Below are 20,080 nucleotides of genomic sequence, written 5' to 3' on the forward strand. Positions count from 1 at the left end.
ATCAGCGGTGGTTCATCTTATCGTTGATATAGCGTATCTGTTCTTTTTCTTCGTTACCCGCGTTGGCCACCGGTTTGCTACTGAGGCCATCAGCGAGCCCTTTCAGGATAACGTTGTCTATTAAAGGATCTGTTTGTTCCTTATAGGGATAAGGAATAGCATCGCGGAATCTTACAATAATATCTATTCCATTTTTAAACCTGTTGGCATCAGTAACCCTGTTCAGGCATTCCGCGAAATAGCGCAACATATTCAATTTACTTTCCGACAATGCCATCTTATCAAATTTTGCGGCCAGGTAATCAAAATCTTCCGGGGCGCCTTTCATCATCAATACATCAGTGACCACCTCTCCCAGTTTACCTTTTGGCTCTTTCCGCTTTAATTCCTGCGCTGCCTGCAGTACGAATGCCGTATCAAATTTTAGTATTCCCTGCAACGCTTCACCGGAAACAGTATAGGAGGCATCTTTATAAGCGGCTTTAAACACCGGCAGGTAAGCTACATCATTGTAGTTGCGCAATAGCTCTATAGCTCTTGCTTTTACATGCGTATTGGTTTCATGCGTTACCAGTTCATTCAGCACCGGTTGTATCGCATTACGAACAGCAGGACTTTTCGCGTCGATCACCATTAGCGAGTGGAATCGGATTCCGTCGAAAGGATCTTTCATCGCCCGTTTCAGCCATGCTACCGCTGCAGTATCATCCAGGTGGTAGCCCCAGTAGTTGACAGCCTCGCGCCGTGAAACATAAGACCCGCCATGTACATACTGAAAGGCATAATTGGCTGCCGTTTTGTTTTCCTTGCGGGTACATACAATAATATGATCACCATCTACATTTACCAGGTCTGGCCGGGTGATATAATCATAAGAGAATTCATACGTTTTCCCCGTTACCGTAACCGGATAGTGTGCTATTTTATCGCCAGTATATACATCAATTGTTACCGGAAGGGTAAAAGCAGGACCAGCCTGTAGTTGTTTAATGATCACTTTTCCCGTGTTGCTGCTGTCGTTATAAACATACTGAATATCCAGATCAGGATGCAGGCTGCCATAATACCATTGGTTAAAAAACCAGTTGAGATCCAATCCGGTTACTTCTTCAAAGGTTATACGCAGTTGTGGTACTTCCACCGACCTGAGTTTATTATCTGCCAGAAATTTATGCAGAGAGGCAAAGAAAGCGGTATCGCCTACATATTTTCTCAGCATATGCAGGATACCGGCGCCTTTATTATAGCTCACCGCGTCGAACAGGTCATTACTGCTTTGGTAGGAGAACCTGACCAGCGGTTTGTCGTTGCCGTTACTATACAGGTAATTCAACATGAGGTTGTATTGTAGCTCATCTGCTTTTTCCCGGCCATATTTATGTTCGTACCAGAGCACTTCTGCATACCGGGCAAAAGATTCATTGAGGGTAAGATTGCTCCAGCTTTCTGCTGTCACATAATTACCAAACCACTGGTGAAACAGTTCGTGTGCAATATTCGTTTCCCAGCGGTTACCATCTGCCAGTTCTCTTTCGTCCTGTTGTATGGCGCTGGTGAATAAGGTGATGGTAGTATTTTCCATTCCTCCGGTGAAGAAATCCCTCACAGCAATCTGGTCATATTTGGGCCAGGGATAATCAATGCCTGTCAGGCCGGAAAAGAAACGCATCATATCAGGGGTGGCGCCAAATATTTTTTTTGCGGTAGGGAGACTACCGGGTTCCACATAGTAATTCACCGGCTTTCCGGCGAAATTGTCTTTTATCACGGCCCAATTTCCTACCGCCACAAAGAAGAGGTAGGGAGCATGTGCCAGGTCCATTTTCCAGTAATCAGTCCTGGTACCACCGGCATTTTTGACCTGGCTTATCAAAGCGCCGTTTGACAGGGTCATATATTTGCCGGGAACGGTGAGGTACATTTCTGTGGTAGATCGCTGGTTGGGTTGATCAATTGTAGGACACCATACTGATGTTGCCTGCGGTTCGCCATGGGTCCATATTTGAACAGGTTTATCTTCTTCTTTTCCGGTGGGATTAATAAAATACAAGCCTTTATTAAACATGGCCGCTTCGGTGCGGGTACCTTTCCATTCGTTGGGCCTGGCGGTATAACGGATGTATACTGTATAGGCTTCATTTCTCCGGTACACTTTATCCAGCCGGATATGGAGGCGGGTGCTGTCATAAGTATACTTTAACGGCGCCGGTATTTTGCCGCGCAGGATGGCTACCTCCTGGATATCCATGCCCTTGGCATCTAATAAAAGGCTATCTGTGGCGTAGAAATGCGGGGAAAGCCTGATGGTAGCTTTCCCGTAGGCACAAGCTTTTTCATAATCGAAAGCAAGGGCAAGCCGTGTGTGCTGCAGATCATTTACGCGATCTGCCGACGCTCTGTAAATACTGGTATCTGCCGGCGCCTGGGCGGATACAGCCAGGCAGCACAGCAGGTAGAACAGCAATGCGGGTAATGTTTTCATATATGGAAGATTAATAAACACAACAATACAGCACCGTAAAAACGGTGCCGTAATAGCAGTGTTTAGATAATTGATTGTTGAAGAAAAATTGGGGTTAATTCAGGGTTGTATGTAGCGTTATTTTACCCTTCCCTGTTCATCACGGGCGCCATTACGGTCTCTGGGATTTTTATTTTCTTTATTATTTTTTGCAAAGCGGTAGTTAAATGACAGCATAAAAACACGGCTGTCGCCCCGGGTTACATAATCAGCATCTGATTGAGAAACATTTACAATGCTGCCTTTACGGATAGCAGAGTAGAAAATATCATTTACATTCAGTCCAATTGATCCATTATTATGAAACAGTTGTTTTTTCACGCCAAACCTTAACGCAGCAATACCTTTTATAACACTTTGCCCCGAAAAAGTTCTGCCGCCCCAGTCAAATGCCAGCTCTCCGGACCATCCATTTTTAAAGGTGAAACGGTTGTAGTAGTTAAAGGAGTTGGCAAGAAAAGATGTATCTACCGGCACGCCATTGAAGCTGGTATTCAGGTGCACCCATTCCGGGTTAAGGGTAAGATCAATATTCCACCATTTTGTTACATCCAGGTTATAGGAGAACAAGGCCCCCAATAAAGATAAATTACCCACGTTTTCCGGCCGTTTAACATAAGCATCTCCCTCGGCAGTGATCACCTGGCTGAAGTTGCTCTCTATATAAGTATAATACAGGTTGGAGGTAAGCTTATCTCTGTATACATGCGTTAATTGCGCTGTTTGTGAAAACTCAGGATTCAGGAAAGGATTACCCACTTCCTGGTTATACTTCTGTACCAGGGAAAGAAATGGATTCAACTGATCGTAGGCGGGACGACTGATCCTTCTGCCATAACTAAAAAACAACTGGTTCCTGTTAAGCGAATCCATTTTATAAGATAAAAACAGGCTTGGAAACGCGCTGAGATAATGCCGGTTAAAAGAAGAATCGCTGCGGTCACGGTTGCCCAGCTGATGTCCTTTCGAATTAGTTTGTTCCAAACGAACACCTGCTTTTATACCAAATCTTCCGAATTCTTTATATCCTTCCAGGTAAGCCGCATTTATATTTTCTTCATAAATAAAAGTATTTGTGCGATTGTAATCCGGTACTTCTGTACTTCCCTGTGCAATAAAATAATTGGCTTCGTTATTTGTATTTACCACGCTTGATTTCAAACCCATATCCAGTTTCAAACCATTTTTCATGGGGAGACTATAATCTACTTTCGCTGAATATATTTTGATAGTCCTTGGCAAATCACCGCGCAGGAAATCCCTGCTAAGCCATATTTTATTGAAGTTATATGAATTGTTTTCAAATCCCTGATCACTATGCGATTTATAATACGCATAATCAAGATCAACGTTGAGTTCCTGACCGGTAGAATCAAAGCGGTGTGCCATATTCAGATTCACGGTACCATTCCGCCATTTGTTATCGACATTATTCCTGGAAAAAACGGTGGAATCGAGTTTATAACCACCATTGTACATCGCGTTTTCATTGATACCTCTTTCCTCCACTGAACGGCTTGTACCATTAAAGATCACGCCAATAGTAGTTTTACTATTGAGGTAATAATCCATTCCTAATTTTACGTTCGCATTTTTACGGGCGTATTTAATGAATGACTCCTGGTTCAGGATAGAATAAGGATCGCCATGCTCGTTAAGGTTGCGTCTTGTTCCACTGGTGATTTCAAAATCCCTGGGAGCGCCATAGCCAATATTGGAAAACAGGTTTACTTTGTTGATCCGGTAATTAAAGTTCACGGAACCATTTGCTTTACTATATACCCCTTGTCCTGCATTAAGGTTAATGCCGCCGTTAAATCCAAATTGCCGGTTCTTTTTTGTAATAATGTTGATAATACCACCGCTTCCGGCAGCATCATATTTTGCAGGAGGATTTGGTATCAGTTCTACTTTATCCAACTGATCTGAAGGCAGCGATTTAAGATAGGCGGGCAAATCGGCGCCGGACAGATAGGTAAGCCTGCCGTCGATGTAAACAGTGGCTCCTTTACCGAGTAAATTTATACCACCTTCTTCGGTAACACGAAGACCGGGTAATCTGCCGAGAATGTCGAAGGTATTGTTTCCGGCATTACCAATGAAACCATCTATATTGACAATGGTTCTATCAATTTTTCTTTCAATAAAAGGTTTTTTAGCATTTACGGTGACTGCTTTCAGCAGGTTATCCATTTCAGTTAGTTCGATAGCAGCTAAAACAGGTTGCCTGTTATTTTCTGAGACCGTAACCGGAGCGCCGTTAAATTTCCGGAAGCCGATGCTGGTGATCGTGATGGCATAAGTGCCGTTTGCAAGGTCATTAAAAGTGAATGCACCTTGTTCATTGGCACGCACTGCTTTTACAACGATGGTATCGTTTGCTTTACTCAACAACACGGTAGCACCAATCACCGGATTTTTATGTTTGTCTGTAACTACCCCGCTGATCGCACCCGATCCCTGCTGGGCATAGGTGATACTAACATTCAGGGCCAGACATATTGTCAATAACAATAAAGGTAATTTCATACAAAAAAATTTGAAATGCTGGATATTATAAGGAGGCATTTTTAACCGGGTAATGGATACAGGTTCTCCTCACGCCATGGATGGCACGAAAAAAAACACACAAATGGCAATGGGAGTTATGCTTTCAGGCAGAATAAGTAACCATCCTGCGTCACGGGTTCAACCAGGATATTTATTAAAACGGGTATTGATCAGGGTTTGACTTCATTATTTTCTTTCATGGCTGCCCGGTTTCTATGGGCTTCTTCGCCCTGGCGTTTCCACAATTCTTTGAGCATTTCACCGACCAGTTTATTATACTTTACTTTCTCCCATTCGGCAGTCACTTCCCTTCCATCTATATATAATACCGGGCGACCATCTCCAACAGCTACCAGCTTATAGTGTAAACCGTTTTTATCAGTAGTGGTTACAGTAGACAAATATATTTCCCGGTCGTCTGTTTTTTGGGAAAGATCCGGAAAGCCGATTTCGGTAGACGTAGTTGAGCTGGCAGCCTGCTTTTTCTCTGTCTGGTGAGCGGTACTGTCTGATACACGCTGTGCATTGGACGGACTGGTGAATAACAACGGAAGTACACAAATCATTATAATGCTACCGAGCAGGATTAATTTTTCCATGAGATTGAGGTTACGGTTTTCATTACTAACTATTCTTTTCACCCTGTCCAGCAAAGTATTCTGTGTGCCGGGAAAGGCCATAGCCATATTTCCCATGCCGCTGTTGTTTACAAAATGCTGTTGAAAAGCCACCAATGCACTGATATAACCTTTTTTGGAACTCGGACCTGCTACCACCATATCATCGCAACAGTTTTCTCTTTCTGCGCGGATCAGGGATGACAACCACAGTACGGCCGGGTTAAAGAAAAACAATGTTTCAGCGAAGCTTTGCAACAGGTTCACGAAATAATCATGTCTTCTGATGTGTGCCAGTTCATGTAGCAGGATGGCTTCAATCTGATCAGCTGATAATTTTGATAACATGCCCAATGGCACGAGGATAACGGGTTTCAGCATTCCGATGGCGGCAGGCACCTTTATCAGTTCTGATTCCAGCAATGCAACGGGTGTGCTCAGTTGCAACCGGGCGGCCAGTTCATGAACACGTATCTGCCAGTTTTCGTCCGGGGTATGTGTACCATAATACCTGATTCTTTGAATATACCCGATGTCTGCAAACATCCTGATCAACCGGATGGAAAAAATGATGAACCAGATGGTAACGATTAATGCCGCATGGCTGTTGAAATAACCAATAAATTGTTGTAGGAAATCGGGTGCTACCTCTGTGCCGCCATATACTGCGCCTCCAGACATTGCGGTTAATTCCCGCCCGTTTATTTGCAACGCATCCCTGGCAACAAAAAGCTGTTTTATAAAAGTGGCAACTGTGGTAATGATAAATAACCCAAACAAGGCAGAGAGCATATTATACCTCACCGCCGGACGGGATTTTCTTGTCAGCGTAATAACCAGTGCTATAATAACAGACAGCACCAATCCCTGCCAAAGCGAGTGTATAAACGTCCAGCATAATGCCCGGATAATTTCGCCAGAGAAAAAGTAGTTAACAAATAAAGTTTTCATAAGAATGCGTTTATAACTTATTAAGCAGATTCTTTATTTCGGCTAATTCTTCTTTAGACACTTTGCTGTTATCAAGCAATTGCATCATTAAATTACTGGCGGAGCCATTGAAGGTAGATGCCAGGAACCGGTCCAGTAATAATCCTTTCATTTTTTGTTCACCTTCCGCAGATCTGTAAATATGTTTCATGCTGCTTTCATCACGCAATAATAATTTTTTCTCAAACATGATCTGCATCAGTTTCAGAGTGGAACTATATTGCACTTCTCTCTTCTCTTTATTTAACTGGTCATTTACAAATCTTACAGTACTTGGCCCATGCTGCCACAGGATCATTAATATTTCCAGTTCGGACCTGGTGGGTTCTGGATTTTTAATATCGGCCATAACTTAATGTTTGAACAGTTCAAAGGTAGGAAATTTTTCGTACGAACAAAATATTACCTTGTTTTTTTTACTGAAACAGGGAAAATTATTTTTCGATACCTACCAACTCCATGATTATCAAATCATTAATATCTACAAATTCATTTCTCATGTATGTATCGAAAAAGATCCGTGTTTCCAGGGTAGGGAACTTTTGATGGAAGTAGGCACAGTTCAGGTGTCCTTCTTTTTGTCTTTCTCCTTTATCCTTTCCATGAGGATAGTGAATGGAAGTAGCTGCTCTCAACAGGCCTATTTTCACGCCACCCTGGTGCAGCCGGAATGCCAGTTCATTATCTTCACTCCCCCACCGGCCATCAAATTTTTCATCAAATAAACCCACCTGCAGCAACTGTTCTGTGGGTACCGATACATGGCAGGTCCAGAAATAATACCAGGGCGCCGGCAAACCTTCCAGTTTATCTTCATACTTGGTATAATGCACATCACGCACATCAAGATAAACGGAGTACTGCGATAATCTTTTGATTGATTCAGCCGGATTAGTGATCACCACCAGTTCTTTTAAAAATTCTTCTGACTCTTCGTTATGATCAAAACCGTACACATATCCAATAGCGGCAGCCTTCCAGCCGTTGCGCGCATAAAAATTCAGGTGTTCTTCCAGTGAATTTAAGTTCAGGATAACACTGGAATCTATAAAAACACATAGTTTTCCTTCTGCTGCCCTTATGCCCATATTGCGGGCGGATGCGGGCCTGTAGCCTTTATCTTCCTGGTACAAGTATTTCAGGTTAAGTTTGGTTGCATATTGTTTGACCATCTCACCCGTATCATCAGCGGAGCCGTCATCTGCAATAATTACTTCAAACCTGTCTTTGCTGATCGTTTGCAGCAACAAGGATTCCAGGGTATAGCTCAATAATTTGCTACGATTGTAAGTAGGTATTATTACCGAGATATCATACTTGTAGTTTGTACTTTCCATCATATGTTTTTTAAATGTTACTTTATATGGGGAGATGATTTTTATTTTACGGGTGATCAGGCAGAAAAATTTTCCACTGTAGTTTGCATGAAATTTCTAAGGCCATCAACAAATGAGGTGATGACTGGCTCTTCATACATATCGGCATTGTAAATGATCTTGAAATCCATTTGATTGTTGATGTACATAAAAAAGCATTTCATATCGGTATTGATTACAAATTTCTTAGGGAGTTCCGACAAGGGTACAATATCCATATCTGCCACCTGCGGCGTATCCGATGTTGTATTTTCATTGCGGGTAAAAAATCCGTTGCTGTCGAGATAGTCCAGCAGCACCTTTGTAAAGCGGCCGATCCTGTTATCCGGCGGCGGTACTTTTGATTGCATGGTTTCCAGTAAAGTAGTAGCTGAATAAGTGTGCATGTCTGCATTGGACAACTTCACTTTTTCAATAGTTGCAGCCAGGCTTTCTTCTCCTGAAAAAATAGTTCTGATAACGCTGGTAGTGGCATACACACCTATCTGGTCTTCCGCATCCATCAGGATATCCCGGCCAAATCCCTGCAGGCCAATAACTATATCCTCCTGACCGGTGATCTTCCGCAGGTATAATTTGAACAGTACCTGTATGACCACAAATAAGCCTGTCTGGTGCTTGCTGGCGATCAGGTGTAACTGCTCTATCACTTCCCGTGATAAAAACGCGGATAACTTACGCGCATCATAGCAATGTTTTTCTGATCCTATCATGCCGGGTTTAACACCCGGTATGACCAGGTCTTCCGGTAAATGCGGAAACCGGTTTTCCCAATACGCTTTATGTGCCTCGCCATTCTTTTTTATGTGTCGGTTCATCAAAGACATATACTCTTTGTACTGAAATTTCATAGGCGGCAGCACTGGCGTTCTTCCCCCGGAATAAAACAGGTAGGCGGTAAAAAGATCATGTCTTAACACATCAAATGACCAACTGTCGTACACCACATGATGCATATGTATAGAAAAATAATACTCGGTTTCTCCAGTCTGGTAAAGCTTCGTAGCGAACAAGGGCCCTGTATTCAGATCAAAATCGATCTGCCGGCTCATGATTTCCTCCAGCATCTCACTTCTTACAGTATCGGGCATCGTTCTTAAATCATTATACTCAATTTTGAAAAGAGTTTCTTCTGCCGGTAAAATCCACAGGTAATTTTTATCACCTATTTTTCTGAAAGCAGATCTCAGACTTTCATGTCGCTGTGCAATATGCAATACTGTTTGCTGCAGTACCGCAGGACTAAATCCGGCTCCTGTAATTTTAAAACAGAACAAGCCATTCTGATTTTTCTTTAAGATAGTATCGCGGGTTTCGTCTACCCACCAGCGTTGCACGGGGGCCAGCTCATAATACCGGATGCCTTCCTGTATAATATAACCGGCTTCCATTTCGCTCCCCCTGGGCTTGAGCTGACCGCTGAGATATTCTTTCAGCCGTGTTTTATGCTGTTTCAGGTTGGCCAGCAAGAGTGGATCTATCTCCTTTGACCGGGAGAATTTGATAATGAGTTCATCCTCCCGAAGGCTGATGACAATTCCTTGTTGATTAGCCCGTTCCAATAGTTCAAGAACAGCGCTCAGTAGTACTTCTGCCATGAGGATAATGATTACAAGGTTATTTCTGCTTCGTCTTCAATGACCAGTGCAGCGTTTTGGAGGGTAACACGAATGGCTTTAGCCAGTGACCGGATATTGGCAAATTGAAATAGTACCTGCAGGGGTATCTCTACGTTTAGTCGTTTCCGAATCTCGAGAGATACCCGGAATGCCAGCAGCGAATGCCCCCCCAATTCAAAGAAGCTATCGTGTACTCCAAATCCGGTAGTGTTCAACAATTCTCTCCAGATATCATGCAGCACCTGTTCCGTTTCATCCCGGGGGCCTTCATTGACCGTTGCTGCCGGCAGTTGCCATGGCCGTTCCGCCAGTTTCTTTTTATCTGCTTTCCCGTTGATGGTTAACGGTATGGTATCTATTTCTATAATTTGTACCGGCACCATATATTCCGGTAACCTTCGATGCAGGTATAGCTTTACGGCGTCTGCATCGTAACCCGGTAACGACTGCACATAGGCTATTAATATTTTATCGTCTCCGCCGGCGCCTCCTTTTAGAGGCAATACCACAGCTTGTTTCACGGTATCCACTGACTGCAGCACATTTTCTATTTCTCCCGGTTCAATCCTGTATCCTCTTATTTTTACCTGGTCATCTACCCTTCCGAGGTATTCCATATTTCCATCGGGGAGCCACCTGGCGATATCGCCCGTTTTATACAACCTGCCAGGTCTATATGGATTCGCCACAAATTTTTCAGTGGTTAGTAAGGGCTGATTTAAATAGCCTGCAGCTACCTGTACCCCACCGATACATAATTCGCCAATGGCGCCATATGGCAGCAATTGCAGTTGTTGGTCGAGGATATACAACCCGGTATTCCATACAGGTTTTCCTATGGGCACCGTTTCCACTTCTTCGCCGTTATCCGGCGCGGCCCAGCAGCTCACATCAATAGCGGCTTCTGTGGGTCCGTATAAATTATACAATGCTATTCCACGCAACTTTTCTTTAAAATCATTCACCTGTCCGGGTTTCAGCTCTTCACCGCTGCAAAGCACTCTCCTGAGCGGTAACTGGCAGCCTTCTTCCAGGCTTTCCAGGAAAACTGACAACATGGAAGGAACAAAATGGATAGTAGTGATGTGTTGTTGCTGAATCACCTGCTGCAGGTAATAAGGATCTTTGTGCGCACCAGGTAATGCCAGCACCAGCTTTGCTCCTGCCATCAGCGGCCATAATAATTCCCATACAGATACATCAAATCCAAACGTAGTTTTCTGCAGCACGGCGTCGTTGGCAGTAAGTCCAAAGTACCCCTGCGTCCATAACAGGCGGTTTACTACCCCCGCATGGTGGTTTATCACCCCTTTGGGCTGGCCGGTGCTACCGGAAGTATAAATCACGTAGGCAACACCAGAAGCTGTTACCGGGTTTATTTTTCCTGCAGGGTATTGCGCAATAAATGGCCAGTCTTTATCCAGGTACACGCGCTTTACGGGTAGTTCATGGATAAAATCAGGGCCATCTCCCGCACAGCATAATAATATTTCAGCACGGGTATCGGTTAGCATGTACATCACCCGTTCCTTTGGCAATGCGGGATCTATAGGTACATACGCCGCGCCTGCTTTCAATATACCCAGTATACCTACTATCATTTCCACATTTCTTTCCAGGCAGATGGGGACAAGCGTACCTGCACAAACTCCCTGCTCTGTTAAGTAGGCGGCGAGTTGTTCCGCTTCTTCATTTAAGGCTGCATAAGTAAGCGTGGTAGATTCAAAAACCACGGCGATAGCAGCCGGTGTTCTACTTACCTGTTCATTAAACAGGTCTACCAATGTTAACGCGGTATTACAAGGAACAGTCGTCTTATTTAATTCATGCAGCAGGTAGTTTTCTTCCTGGTCATTCATAATACGAAGACTGCCTATCGGCGCCTGCGGTTGTTGTACAATACTTTCCAGCAGCTGTTCATAGTGCATGCAATATTGTGCTGCCGTTTTTTCCCGGAACAAATCTGAGCAATAGGTCAATACGATCAGGGCTCCGTCGGGCATCTCTGTTACATCCAGCTGCAAATCGTACCGGGCACGTGTAATATCCGCTTCATATCCTTTGGTAGCGGCTACGGTCGGCATGTGCGGGCCATCCGCCAGCTGATGTTGCAATGAGAACATTACCTGGAAAAGTGGATGCCGGCTCATATCTCTTTGCAAGCCTAATGTTTCCACTATTTTTTCAAATGGGACGTCCTGGTGTTCATAAGCATCCAGTGCCATTTGTTTTACCTCCTGCAATAGTTCCACGAAGTTTTTTTGTGCATCCAGCTTTTGCCGGAGTACCAGTGTATTGGTAAAGAAGCCGATGAGATCTTCCAGCTCCTGCAGTGGTCGTCCGGCTACGGGGCTGCCTATACTGATATCTTCCTGCCGGGTGTAGCGGAATAGCAGTACTTTAAAGGCAGTGAGCATGGCCATAAAAAGACTGGCACCGGAGTCCTGTGACAGTTTCTTCAAAGATGCCAGCAGTGTGGCATTGAGGTGGCGTGTTACCGTAGCGCCACGGATGCCGGCAACAGCGGGACGCGGAAAATCTGCCGGCAGTTCAAAGGGGGTTAATCCCTGCAACTGTTGCTTCCAATAATCCAGTTTAGGCGCCAGCAATTCCGGGCGGAGTACATTGCGCTGCCAGATGGCATAGTCGCTGTATTGTACCGGTAGTGCTCTTAAGAGCGGTGTTTTTTGTTGCAACAATGCTTCATACACCGTTAGCAGTTCTTTGGTAAGCAGTGGTAATGACCATCCATCGCAGGCAATATGATGTACTACGTACACCAGTATATTTTCTTCCGGGCTGATGTGAATAAGTGCCGCACGCAATAAGTAATCGGCGGCCAGGTCAAAAGGTTGCGCCACGAACCGGGTGATATAGCTTTCCGGTGTGATACCGGCTGCCTGCAAACCAGCGATAGTAACCTTTTCCAGTTGCCAGTTATTCACCTCCTGTACCGATTGTGACAGATCGCCATTGTTTTCCGTTATCACCGTCCGTAAAATAGTATGCCGGCTCACAACGCTGATAAACGCCTGTTCCAGGATCTTTTCGTCCGGCATGGCCTGCAACCGGAGTACATCAGGCATGTGGTATTGCAGGCTTCCCTGCAGGCGGTCTATGAACCAAAGCCGTTCCTGGGAAAACGATAGTGGTTGCACTTTGCCTGCAGGATGCGCCGGAATAGTAAGCCCGCTGATAGCCGGCATATCTGCTATGGCGGCTGATAACGAAGCAATAGTAGGATACAGGAATAAATACCTCACGGTAATCTCCCTGCCAAGTTGTTTCCTGATGGCAGCAGTTATTCTCATTGCCAGCAGCGAGTGGCCGCCCAGTTCAAAGAAATCATCCTGGATACCCACCTGTTCTTTATTGAGCAACGTTTCCCAAATCGCGGCCAGCATCTTTTCTGTTTTTGTCAGCGGCGCTACATATTCCCGGGTGGTGGTTCTTTCCGGCAGCATCCCGGCCAGTTGCTTCCTGTCTGTTTTTCCATTAGGCGTTAACGGTAGTTCTTCCAATGGGATGAACACAGCAGGGATCATATAGGACGGCAGTTTGCGCTGTAGCCATGTTATCAGTTCTTCCTGCAGGTATACCTTTTCCATGACCAGGTAGGCTACCAGCGTTTGTGCGGCGTCTTCACGTTTTACGGCTACCACAGCTGCCTGTTTCACAAAAGGCAGTTCCAGCAATACCGTTTCTATTTCTCCTGGTTCAATCCGGAATCCCCTGATCTTTAGCTGGTCATCCATGCGGCCCAGGTATTCCAGTGTTCCATCTGCCAGCCACCTGCCCAGGTCGCCGGTACAATATCCCCTTTCCTTTCCAATAAGGTTACCAACAAATTTTTGGGCGGTAAGCGTGGGCTGATTTACGTATCCCCGTGCCAGGCCTGCTCCGCCAATGCATAATTGTCCCGGTACACCAGGAGGGCATAATGCGCCGCCACCGTTTAAAATATATACCTGGGTATTAGCAACCGGCTGACCAATATTAACAGGCTTATTAGCGGCTAATATGGCTGCGGTAGACCAGATCGTGGTTTCTGTGGGACCATAAAAATTCCAGGCTTCTTTTTCGGAGATCGCCACTAACCTTTCTTTTAATGTTTCTCCCAGTGCTTCGCCGCCGGTCATGATCACCAGTTGTACTTCATTTTCCCATCCCGAGGCCAGCAGCATCTGCCAGGTAGCCGGCGTAGCCTGCATGTGTGTGGGTTTCACTTTTCCGATCAACGCATTTAACCGCCAGCCATCCGTGGTATCTTCTTTGCCGGCAATATATACGGTACCTCCACTAATCAGCGGGGCAAATAGTTCCAGGCAGGAAATATCAAAACCGTAGGTAGTCACCGCCAGCATACGATGCGATGCTCCCAACTGCAGTTTATCGGTAATGCTACGAAGCAGGTTCACAAGTGAATACTGTTCGATCATTACCCCCTTAGGCTTACCCGTGCTACCGGAAGTATAGATAATATAAGCCAGCTGCCCGCCGGTGATAAGCGGCTCATTCACTGGTGCTGCGTGAATATTATCTGTTTCCTTGTCTATACAAATCAATGTGGCTACTGGCAAGTTTTCAAACAACGATGCACAGGAAGCAGTAGTTACTATCATCGTGGCGGCCACATCGTTTACGAGGTAGGCAATTCTGTCCGGTGGTAACATCGGATCAACCGGTACATATGCACCGCCTGCTTTCATAATAGCCAGCATGGCAATGAGCATGTTCAGCCCCCTTTCCACACAAACGGGCACCGGCATCTCCGGTGTAAGGCCGCGCTGCAACAGGTAGGCTGCCAGTTGCGCCACTTGCTGATGTAATTCCGCATAAGTTAATTCACCCGTATCATCGGCTGCGGCTATGGCGGCACCTCTTTCGAGGGCCATTTCCCTAAATAATCCGGGCAGCGTTTGTTCCTTCCCGAAATCAACGGCAGTGTTATTAAATATTTGCTGACAGCACTCTTTTTCTTCGGGCGACATCATTTCCAGCAAATCGATTTTATCTTCCACATTGGCGGTTACCGCCTGTAGTAAGTGTTCGTAATGAAGCGCCAGACCAGCAATGGTTTGTTCTGTATAAACGTCTTTACAGTAAGTAAATACCAGTTGTAATGTTGTTGAAGAGACGGTAATATCGAGGCTGATATCGTATTGTGCAGTCACCTGCTGCATGCCTTCCATACTCCAGGCCCCGTCATTGCTATAAGGCGGGGCACCTGGGGCATCTGTATTATGCATACTGAACATCACCTGGAAAACCGGATGACGGCTCATATCCCTGGCGGTTTCCAATACTTCCACGATTTTCTCAAAAGGCACCTCCTGGTGTTCATAAGCCGTAAGAGATGACCGTTTTACCGTTTGCAACAGGCTGCTGAAAGATGCGTCTCCCTGCACCGTATTTCTTAACGCCACCATATTGATAAACGAGCCCATTACTCCTGCCAGTTCCTCCTGCTGCCGGCCGGCCACAGGGCTGCCTACGCAGATGTCATGGTGCCCGCTGTAGCGGTATAGGAGTACGTTAAAAACAGACAATAAAGTCATGAATAAAGTCACGTCTTTTTCCCTGCTCACCCGGTACAAATCTGCTACCAATGGACCGCTTATTTTTTTACTCACTCTGCCGCCACGGATACTTTGTTCCAAAGGACGCACATAATCAGCGATAAGAGGAATTGGTGAAACGCCTGTTAGCTGCTGTTTCCAGTAGGCTAATTTTTCGGCCAGCATCCCGGCGGACAAGTATTCCCTTTGCCACAGTGCATAGTCTGCATACTGCAATGGCAGCGCCGGTAACTCCGGTAAACGCCCCTGCAGCGTAGCGGTATATATTTCCCTGAGCTCTTTCAGCAACAACGACAAAGACCATTCATCTGCTGCGATATGATGTAATACGATCAGTAACTGGTAGCTGTTTCCTGCCGCCGGAAGCAACCATGCGCGGAGCATGAAATCGACCGACAAGTTGAAGGGGGTTGCAATGAGCTGATCGCTATATGTTTGTACCGATACCCCGGCTGTCTCGATTTGCTGCGGATCTATCACTGTTATCTTCCAGGTGGCGGCGTCTTTTATTTCCTGGTAGCCAACGCCATCTGTTTCTTTAATCACCGTACGCAGTATTTCATGCCGGTCGACTGTGGTTTTAAAAGCATGCTCCAATGCAGGAATATCTACTTCATTCAATGGTAACACATAGGGAATATGATATTGCAAAGTGCCCTGAATGCGGTCCAGAAACCAAAGTCTTTCCTGTGTATAAGAAAGCGGAAAAGTATTACCGGCAGACCTTTCGGCTTTCCTGATTGCATTTACATTTTTCTTTATTATTTCATTGCGGCGACTGTTCTTAAAATATGATTTCAGATCGCTTTTACGGGCGCGTAATTCTTCCAATAAAACCTGGTCAAAAGTTTTTCCTTTTCCCTGCTGCACCACTAATTCGTCGCGGTCTTCATCAAACGAAATGTTATAGCCCTGGTGGTGTGCTTTTTCCAGCAGATCCATTACATTTCTTACATTAAAGTCTTCCATATAGGTTTGTTATATCTTTTAAAATAGGCGGGACTTATAATCTTACGGTTTCATTGTCTGCAGATAGGGTGATATCATCACGTTGCTGCAGCAATATGTACCTGGCCAGGGATTCAATAGTCGCCATCTGGAAAAAGTCTTTCACAGAAATTTCCACATCCATTTTTTTACGGATAGCCGACAGCACTCTCATGACGAGCAACGAGTGTCCGCCGCATTCAAAGAAGTTTTCGTATATGCCTATCCGTTCCATGCGGAGCAATGAGTGCCAGATGCCTGCCACCTCTTCTTCTGTAGGGGTGCGTGGTGCTACATAGTCCTTGTCCGGTATAGCTGGCAATGATAAAGTGCGTAAAAACGAACGGTTTACTTTTCCGTTTTCTGTCAGCGGAATATTATCCAGTATCAGGATACGGGAAGGAATCATATAGGCAGGTAATACCTGTTGCAGATAGGATTGCAGGCTGGCCGCTGTTATATTTTCGCCTTCCACATATGCTACCAGTTGCTTATCTCCTGCGTTTACACCATCTAACAGCACTACGGCGTGTTTTACGCCTATGGCCTGCTGAAGCGTCCATTCCACTTCGCCGGGTTCTACCCGGAAACCCCGGATCTTCACCTGTTCATCGACACGGCCCAGGTAAGCCAATAAACCTTCAGGTAGCCATTTCACCTGGTCTCCGGTCCGGTATAGGCGCCCTTCCCCAAATGGATTAGCTACAAATTTTGCTGCCGTTAAAGCCGGGGCATTGTGATAACTACGTGCAATGCCCACACCGCCGACATACAACTCTCCGGCTACGCCGATGCCGCATAACTGTTGCTGAGCATCCAGCACATATGCTTCACGTCCGGGCAGTGGGCGGCCAATAGGAATATCTCCCCTGTCGGACCAATCTTCCTGCCTGATACGATGTGTCGTTGAAAAAGTGCTGTTTTCTGTGGGTCCATAGCCATTAACGATTTGGAGTGCAGGATATTTCCGCTGTAATAATCCCACATGATATACAGATAAGCGGTCACCTCCCACTACGATCTGCTGCATGCCTTCAAAGAGATTGGGATCAGCTTCCACCAGTTCATTAAACCATCCGGTGGTAAACCACATCATGGTAACGCCGGCTGCGCGTATCGCTGCTTTGAGCAGACTTACATCAAGTAATACAGCAGAAGGGCAGAATACCAGTTGTCCACCATGGAAAAGCATGGCAAAGTATTCGAAAACCACAGGGTCAAAAGATACAGAGCAGGTACTCAGCAATACATCTTCTTTGCCCGCGGTAACAAATGCCGGTTGATAGGCAAGGTTTACCACGCTGCGATGCAGCACTTCCACCCCTTTGGGTTTTCCACTGCTGCCGGAAGTATACATCATATAAGCGAGGCTATCCGGCGATATGGTTACCGGTAACGACGTGGTGTCATAGGTGTTGATCTCTTCCCGGATCTCATCCAGGTATATCAGTAACGCTTCGCTTTCTGCGAGCAGATGGCGGTAATGACTTTGAGTTAATACCAGGCCATTGCCCATATCATTGATCATATAATGCATTCTTCCTGGCGGATAGGCAGGATCAACGGGTACATAGGCTGCACCGACTTTTAAAATAGCCAGTATGCTGATCATCATATCCGGGCATTTATCCATACATAGCCCTACCAGTGTGCCGCTGCCTACTCCCTGCGACGCCAGGTACCGGGCCAGTTGATTGGCCCGTTCCTGTAACTGCCCGTAACTCATCGCTGCTCCTTCAAAGCATATAGCCGTGGCCGACGGAGTACGGTTCGCCTGTTGATCAAACAACGATACAATGGTATGTTGCCCATCTTTCCATGGTTCCGCATTAAAGGTGGTCAATATAGCTTTTTCTTCTGCCGGAGGCAAAACAGGCAATAATCCTATGCGCATAGCCGGTTTGGCCAACACAGATATTAGCAGCTGTTCATAGTGTCGGAGCATCCGTTCCACAGTAGCCCGTTTGTATAAACTGCTCGCATATACGATCTGTATATTTAAATTATCCTTCAGTTCAGTGATATATACGCCCAGGTCAAACTGTGTATTAACAGCTGTTTCGGCAGCCACGCCATTACCGGATACCGTACCTTCCAATCCGAGTATACCGGGCTTCGGCATATTTAGTAGCTGGAAACTGATATCAAATAACGGATACCTGCTCATATCCCGTCTTACTCCTAACGCTTCCACGACCCGTTCAAAAGGAACATCCTGGTTTTCATAGGCATCCAGTGTGGTACTTTTCACGGCCTGCAACAGCTCTATAAAAGTATCGTTGGATTGCATCTGGCTTCTCAACACCAGCATGTTTACAAAAAAGCCAATCATGCCTTCTGTTTCCTGTTGTTGGCGACCTGCCACTGGTGTTCCCAGGTGAATAGAGGATTGCCCGGTATAGCGGTATAACAGTACTTTAAACGCGGCCAGCAAAGTCATGAACAAAGTGGCGTTTTCGCGGTTCGACAAACTTACCAGTCCGTCTTTTATTTTCTTATCCAACTGGTAGTTGACAACTCCGCCGCGCGTTTGTTGTTCTGCAGGCCTTGGAAAATCTGTTAATAATGTGAGCGGTTGCAGATCCTGCAATTGCTCTTTCCAGTAAACCACTTTGGCTGCCAGCAATTCTTCCGTCATATAACTACGTTGCCATGCGGCATAGTCGGCATATTGCACCGGCAGGGCTTTCAGCTGTGCAGGTCTTTTTTCTATCCGGCTCCTGTAGCATTCTGTTAGCTCTTCCACCATTAATGATAACGACCAGCCATCAAAAGCAATATGGTGTGTGGTTGCTACCAGCAAGTATTCATCTGTTGCCGTAGCAATAACATGTACACGAAGCATAAAGTCTGCTGACAAATCAAACGGTGAGCTTAACACTGCATGAATGTAAGTCTCTATCGTTAAGTTAGCCGCCAGCACTTCTTCAGCAGAAAGGCAATGCATCTGCCAGTCTTCTGCTGACTTTACTACCTGGTAACCTTTGCCGTCTTCTTCGTATATCACGGTGCGCAATACTTCATGCCGGATCAGGATATCCCTGAAAGCGGCTTCCAGTGATGCGGTGTCTATTTTCCCCTGTAGTTTATATACCCAGGGCATATGGTATTCGGGACTGCCTTTCAGCTTATCGATAAACCAAACTCTTTCCTGTGAGAATGACAGGGGTACAGGCTGACTATAATCCCGGGCTTTGATTTCCGGCAATACTTTAGCAGTATGATTTTCTTTTGATAAAAACTCCGCCAGTAAAGCAATAGTGGGATACAGGAATAAGCTCCGTACACTTACTTCTTTATTTATTTTTTTGCGGATGGCAGACACTACTCTTGTTGCCAGTAACGAGTGACCACCTGCTTCAAAGAAATCGTCGTGGCGCCCTATTTTACTGACCATCAGCAACTCTTTCCATATCTCTGCCAAAGTTTCTTCTACATATCCCAGCGGCGCTTCATAATGTATTTTTCCGGTTACTTTTATATCATCGCGTGAAGCCAGGAATTTGCGATCCGTTTTACCGTTCAATGTCAGCGGCATATGCTGCAACGGCATCAGCTCCGTAGGGATCATGTACTCCGGCAACCGCGCTTCCAGCGCCGTGCGGATATCCTTCTGCAAAGCTAAACTGCTCTCCATAAATAAGGGATTATTGGCGCTGGTATTGGCATCCCCTGTTGGTGTGGCATGATAATATTGTCCACAGGCGTACCGAATATTTTCACGGCACAACACTACATTCATCCGCAATGCGTCTGCGTGTAGCTGCAACTGGCAATAATAACCACGGGCGGTAGCAGCCGACAGCAATGTCAGCACCTGTTGTTCTTCATCACTCAAGGT

The 20,080-nt window shown here is 45.6% G+C and carries 8 protein-coding genes; all 8 read right to left on the bottom strand.

What is annotated here, in order from left to right; genetic code table 11:
- Position 1: 1 nt before the first annotated feature.
- Complete coding sequence (locus tag J7623_RS15050) at positions 2 to 2,482, bottom strand: M1 family metallopeptidase (RefSeq protein ID WP_291921506.1); 2,481 nt, start codon at positions 2,480 to 2,482, stop codon at positions 2 to 4.
- Between the two features lie 117 nt (positions 2,483 to 2,599).
- Positions 2,600 to 5,050, bottom strand: coding sequence for an outer membrane beta-barrel protein (locus J7623_RS15055; protein WP_291921509.1), 2,451 nt, complete (start codon positions 5,048 to 5,050; stop codon positions 2,600 to 2,602).
- Positions 5,051 to 5,241: 191 nt separating this feature from the next.
- On the bottom strand, positions 5,242 to 6,639 hold the full coding sequence (locus tag J7623_RS15060; RefSeq protein WP_291921514.1) for a M56 family metallopeptidase: 1,398 nt from the start codon (positions 6,637 to 6,639) through the stop codon (positions 5,242 to 5,244).
- Between the two features lie 10 nt (positions 6,640 to 6,649).
- Complete coding sequence (locus J7623_RS15065) at positions 6,650 to 7,027, bottom strand: BlaI/MecI/CopY family transcriptional regulator (RefSeq protein ID WP_291921517.1); 378 nt, start codon at positions 7,025 to 7,027, stop codon at positions 6,650 to 6,652.
- An 85-nt stretch (positions 7,028 to 7,112) separates the two neighbouring features.
- Complete coding sequence (locus tag J7623_RS15070) at positions 7,113 to 8,018, bottom strand: glycosyltransferase (RefSeq protein ID WP_291921519.1); 906 nt, start codon at positions 8,016 to 8,018, stop codon at positions 7,113 to 7,115.
- Positions 8,019 to 8,071: 53 nt separating this feature from the next.
- Positions 8,072 to 9,652 carry a condensation domain-containing protein gene (locus J7623_RS15075; RefSeq protein ID WP_291921522.1) on the bottom strand — a complete coding sequence of 527 codons (1,581 nt, stop codon included), beginning with the start codon at positions 9,650 to 9,652 and terminating at the stop codon, positions 8,072 to 8,074.
- Between the two features lie 11 nt (positions 9,653 to 9,663).
- The gene (locus tag J7623_RS15080; RefSeq protein ID WP_291921524.1) at positions 9,664 to 16,221 is read right to left on the bottom strand and encodes a non-ribosomal peptide synthetase; all 6,558 of its coding nucleotides are present in this window, start codon (positions 16,219 to 16,221) and stop codon (positions 9,664 to 9,666) included.
- A gap of 34 nt (positions 16,222 to 16,255) precedes the next feature.
- A partial coding sequence (locus J7623_RS15085; protein ID WP_291921527.1) for an amino acid adenylation domain-containing protein occupies positions 16,256 to 20,080 on the bottom strand: 3,825 nt, incomplete at its 5' end.

This window comes from Chitinophaga sp., from assembly GCF_017745275.1.
Lineage (GTDB): Bacteria > Bacteroidota > Bacteroidia > Chitinophagales > Chitinophagaceae > Chitinophaga.

Coding starts and splice junctions, on each gene's coding strand:
- J7623_RS15050 (WP_291921506.1), bottom strand. CDS start 2,482: ATGAAAACATTACCCGCATTGCTGTTCTACCTGCTGTGCTGCCTGGCT.
- J7623_RS15055 (WP_291921509.1), bottom strand. CDS start 5,050: ATGAAATTACCTTTATTGTTATTGACAATATGTCTGGCCCTGAATGTT.
- J7623_RS15060 (WP_291921514.1), bottom strand. CDS start 6,639: ATGAAAACTTTATTTGTTAACTACTTTTTCTCTGGCGAAATTATCCGG.
- J7623_RS15065 (WP_291921517.1), bottom strand. CDS start 7,027: ATGGCCGATATTAAAAATCCAGAACCCACCAGGTCCGAACTGGAAATA.
- J7623_RS15070 (WP_291921519.1), bottom strand. CDS start 8,018: ATGATGGAAAGTACAAACTACAAGTATGATATCTCGGTAATAATACCT.
- J7623_RS15075 (WP_291921522.1), bottom strand. CDS start 9,652: ATGGCAGAAGTACTACTGAGCGCTGTTCTTGAACTATTGGAACGGGCT.
- J7623_RS15080 (WP_291921524.1), bottom strand. CDS start 16,221: ATGGAAGACTTTAATGTAAGAAATGTAATGGATCTGCTGGAAAAAGCA.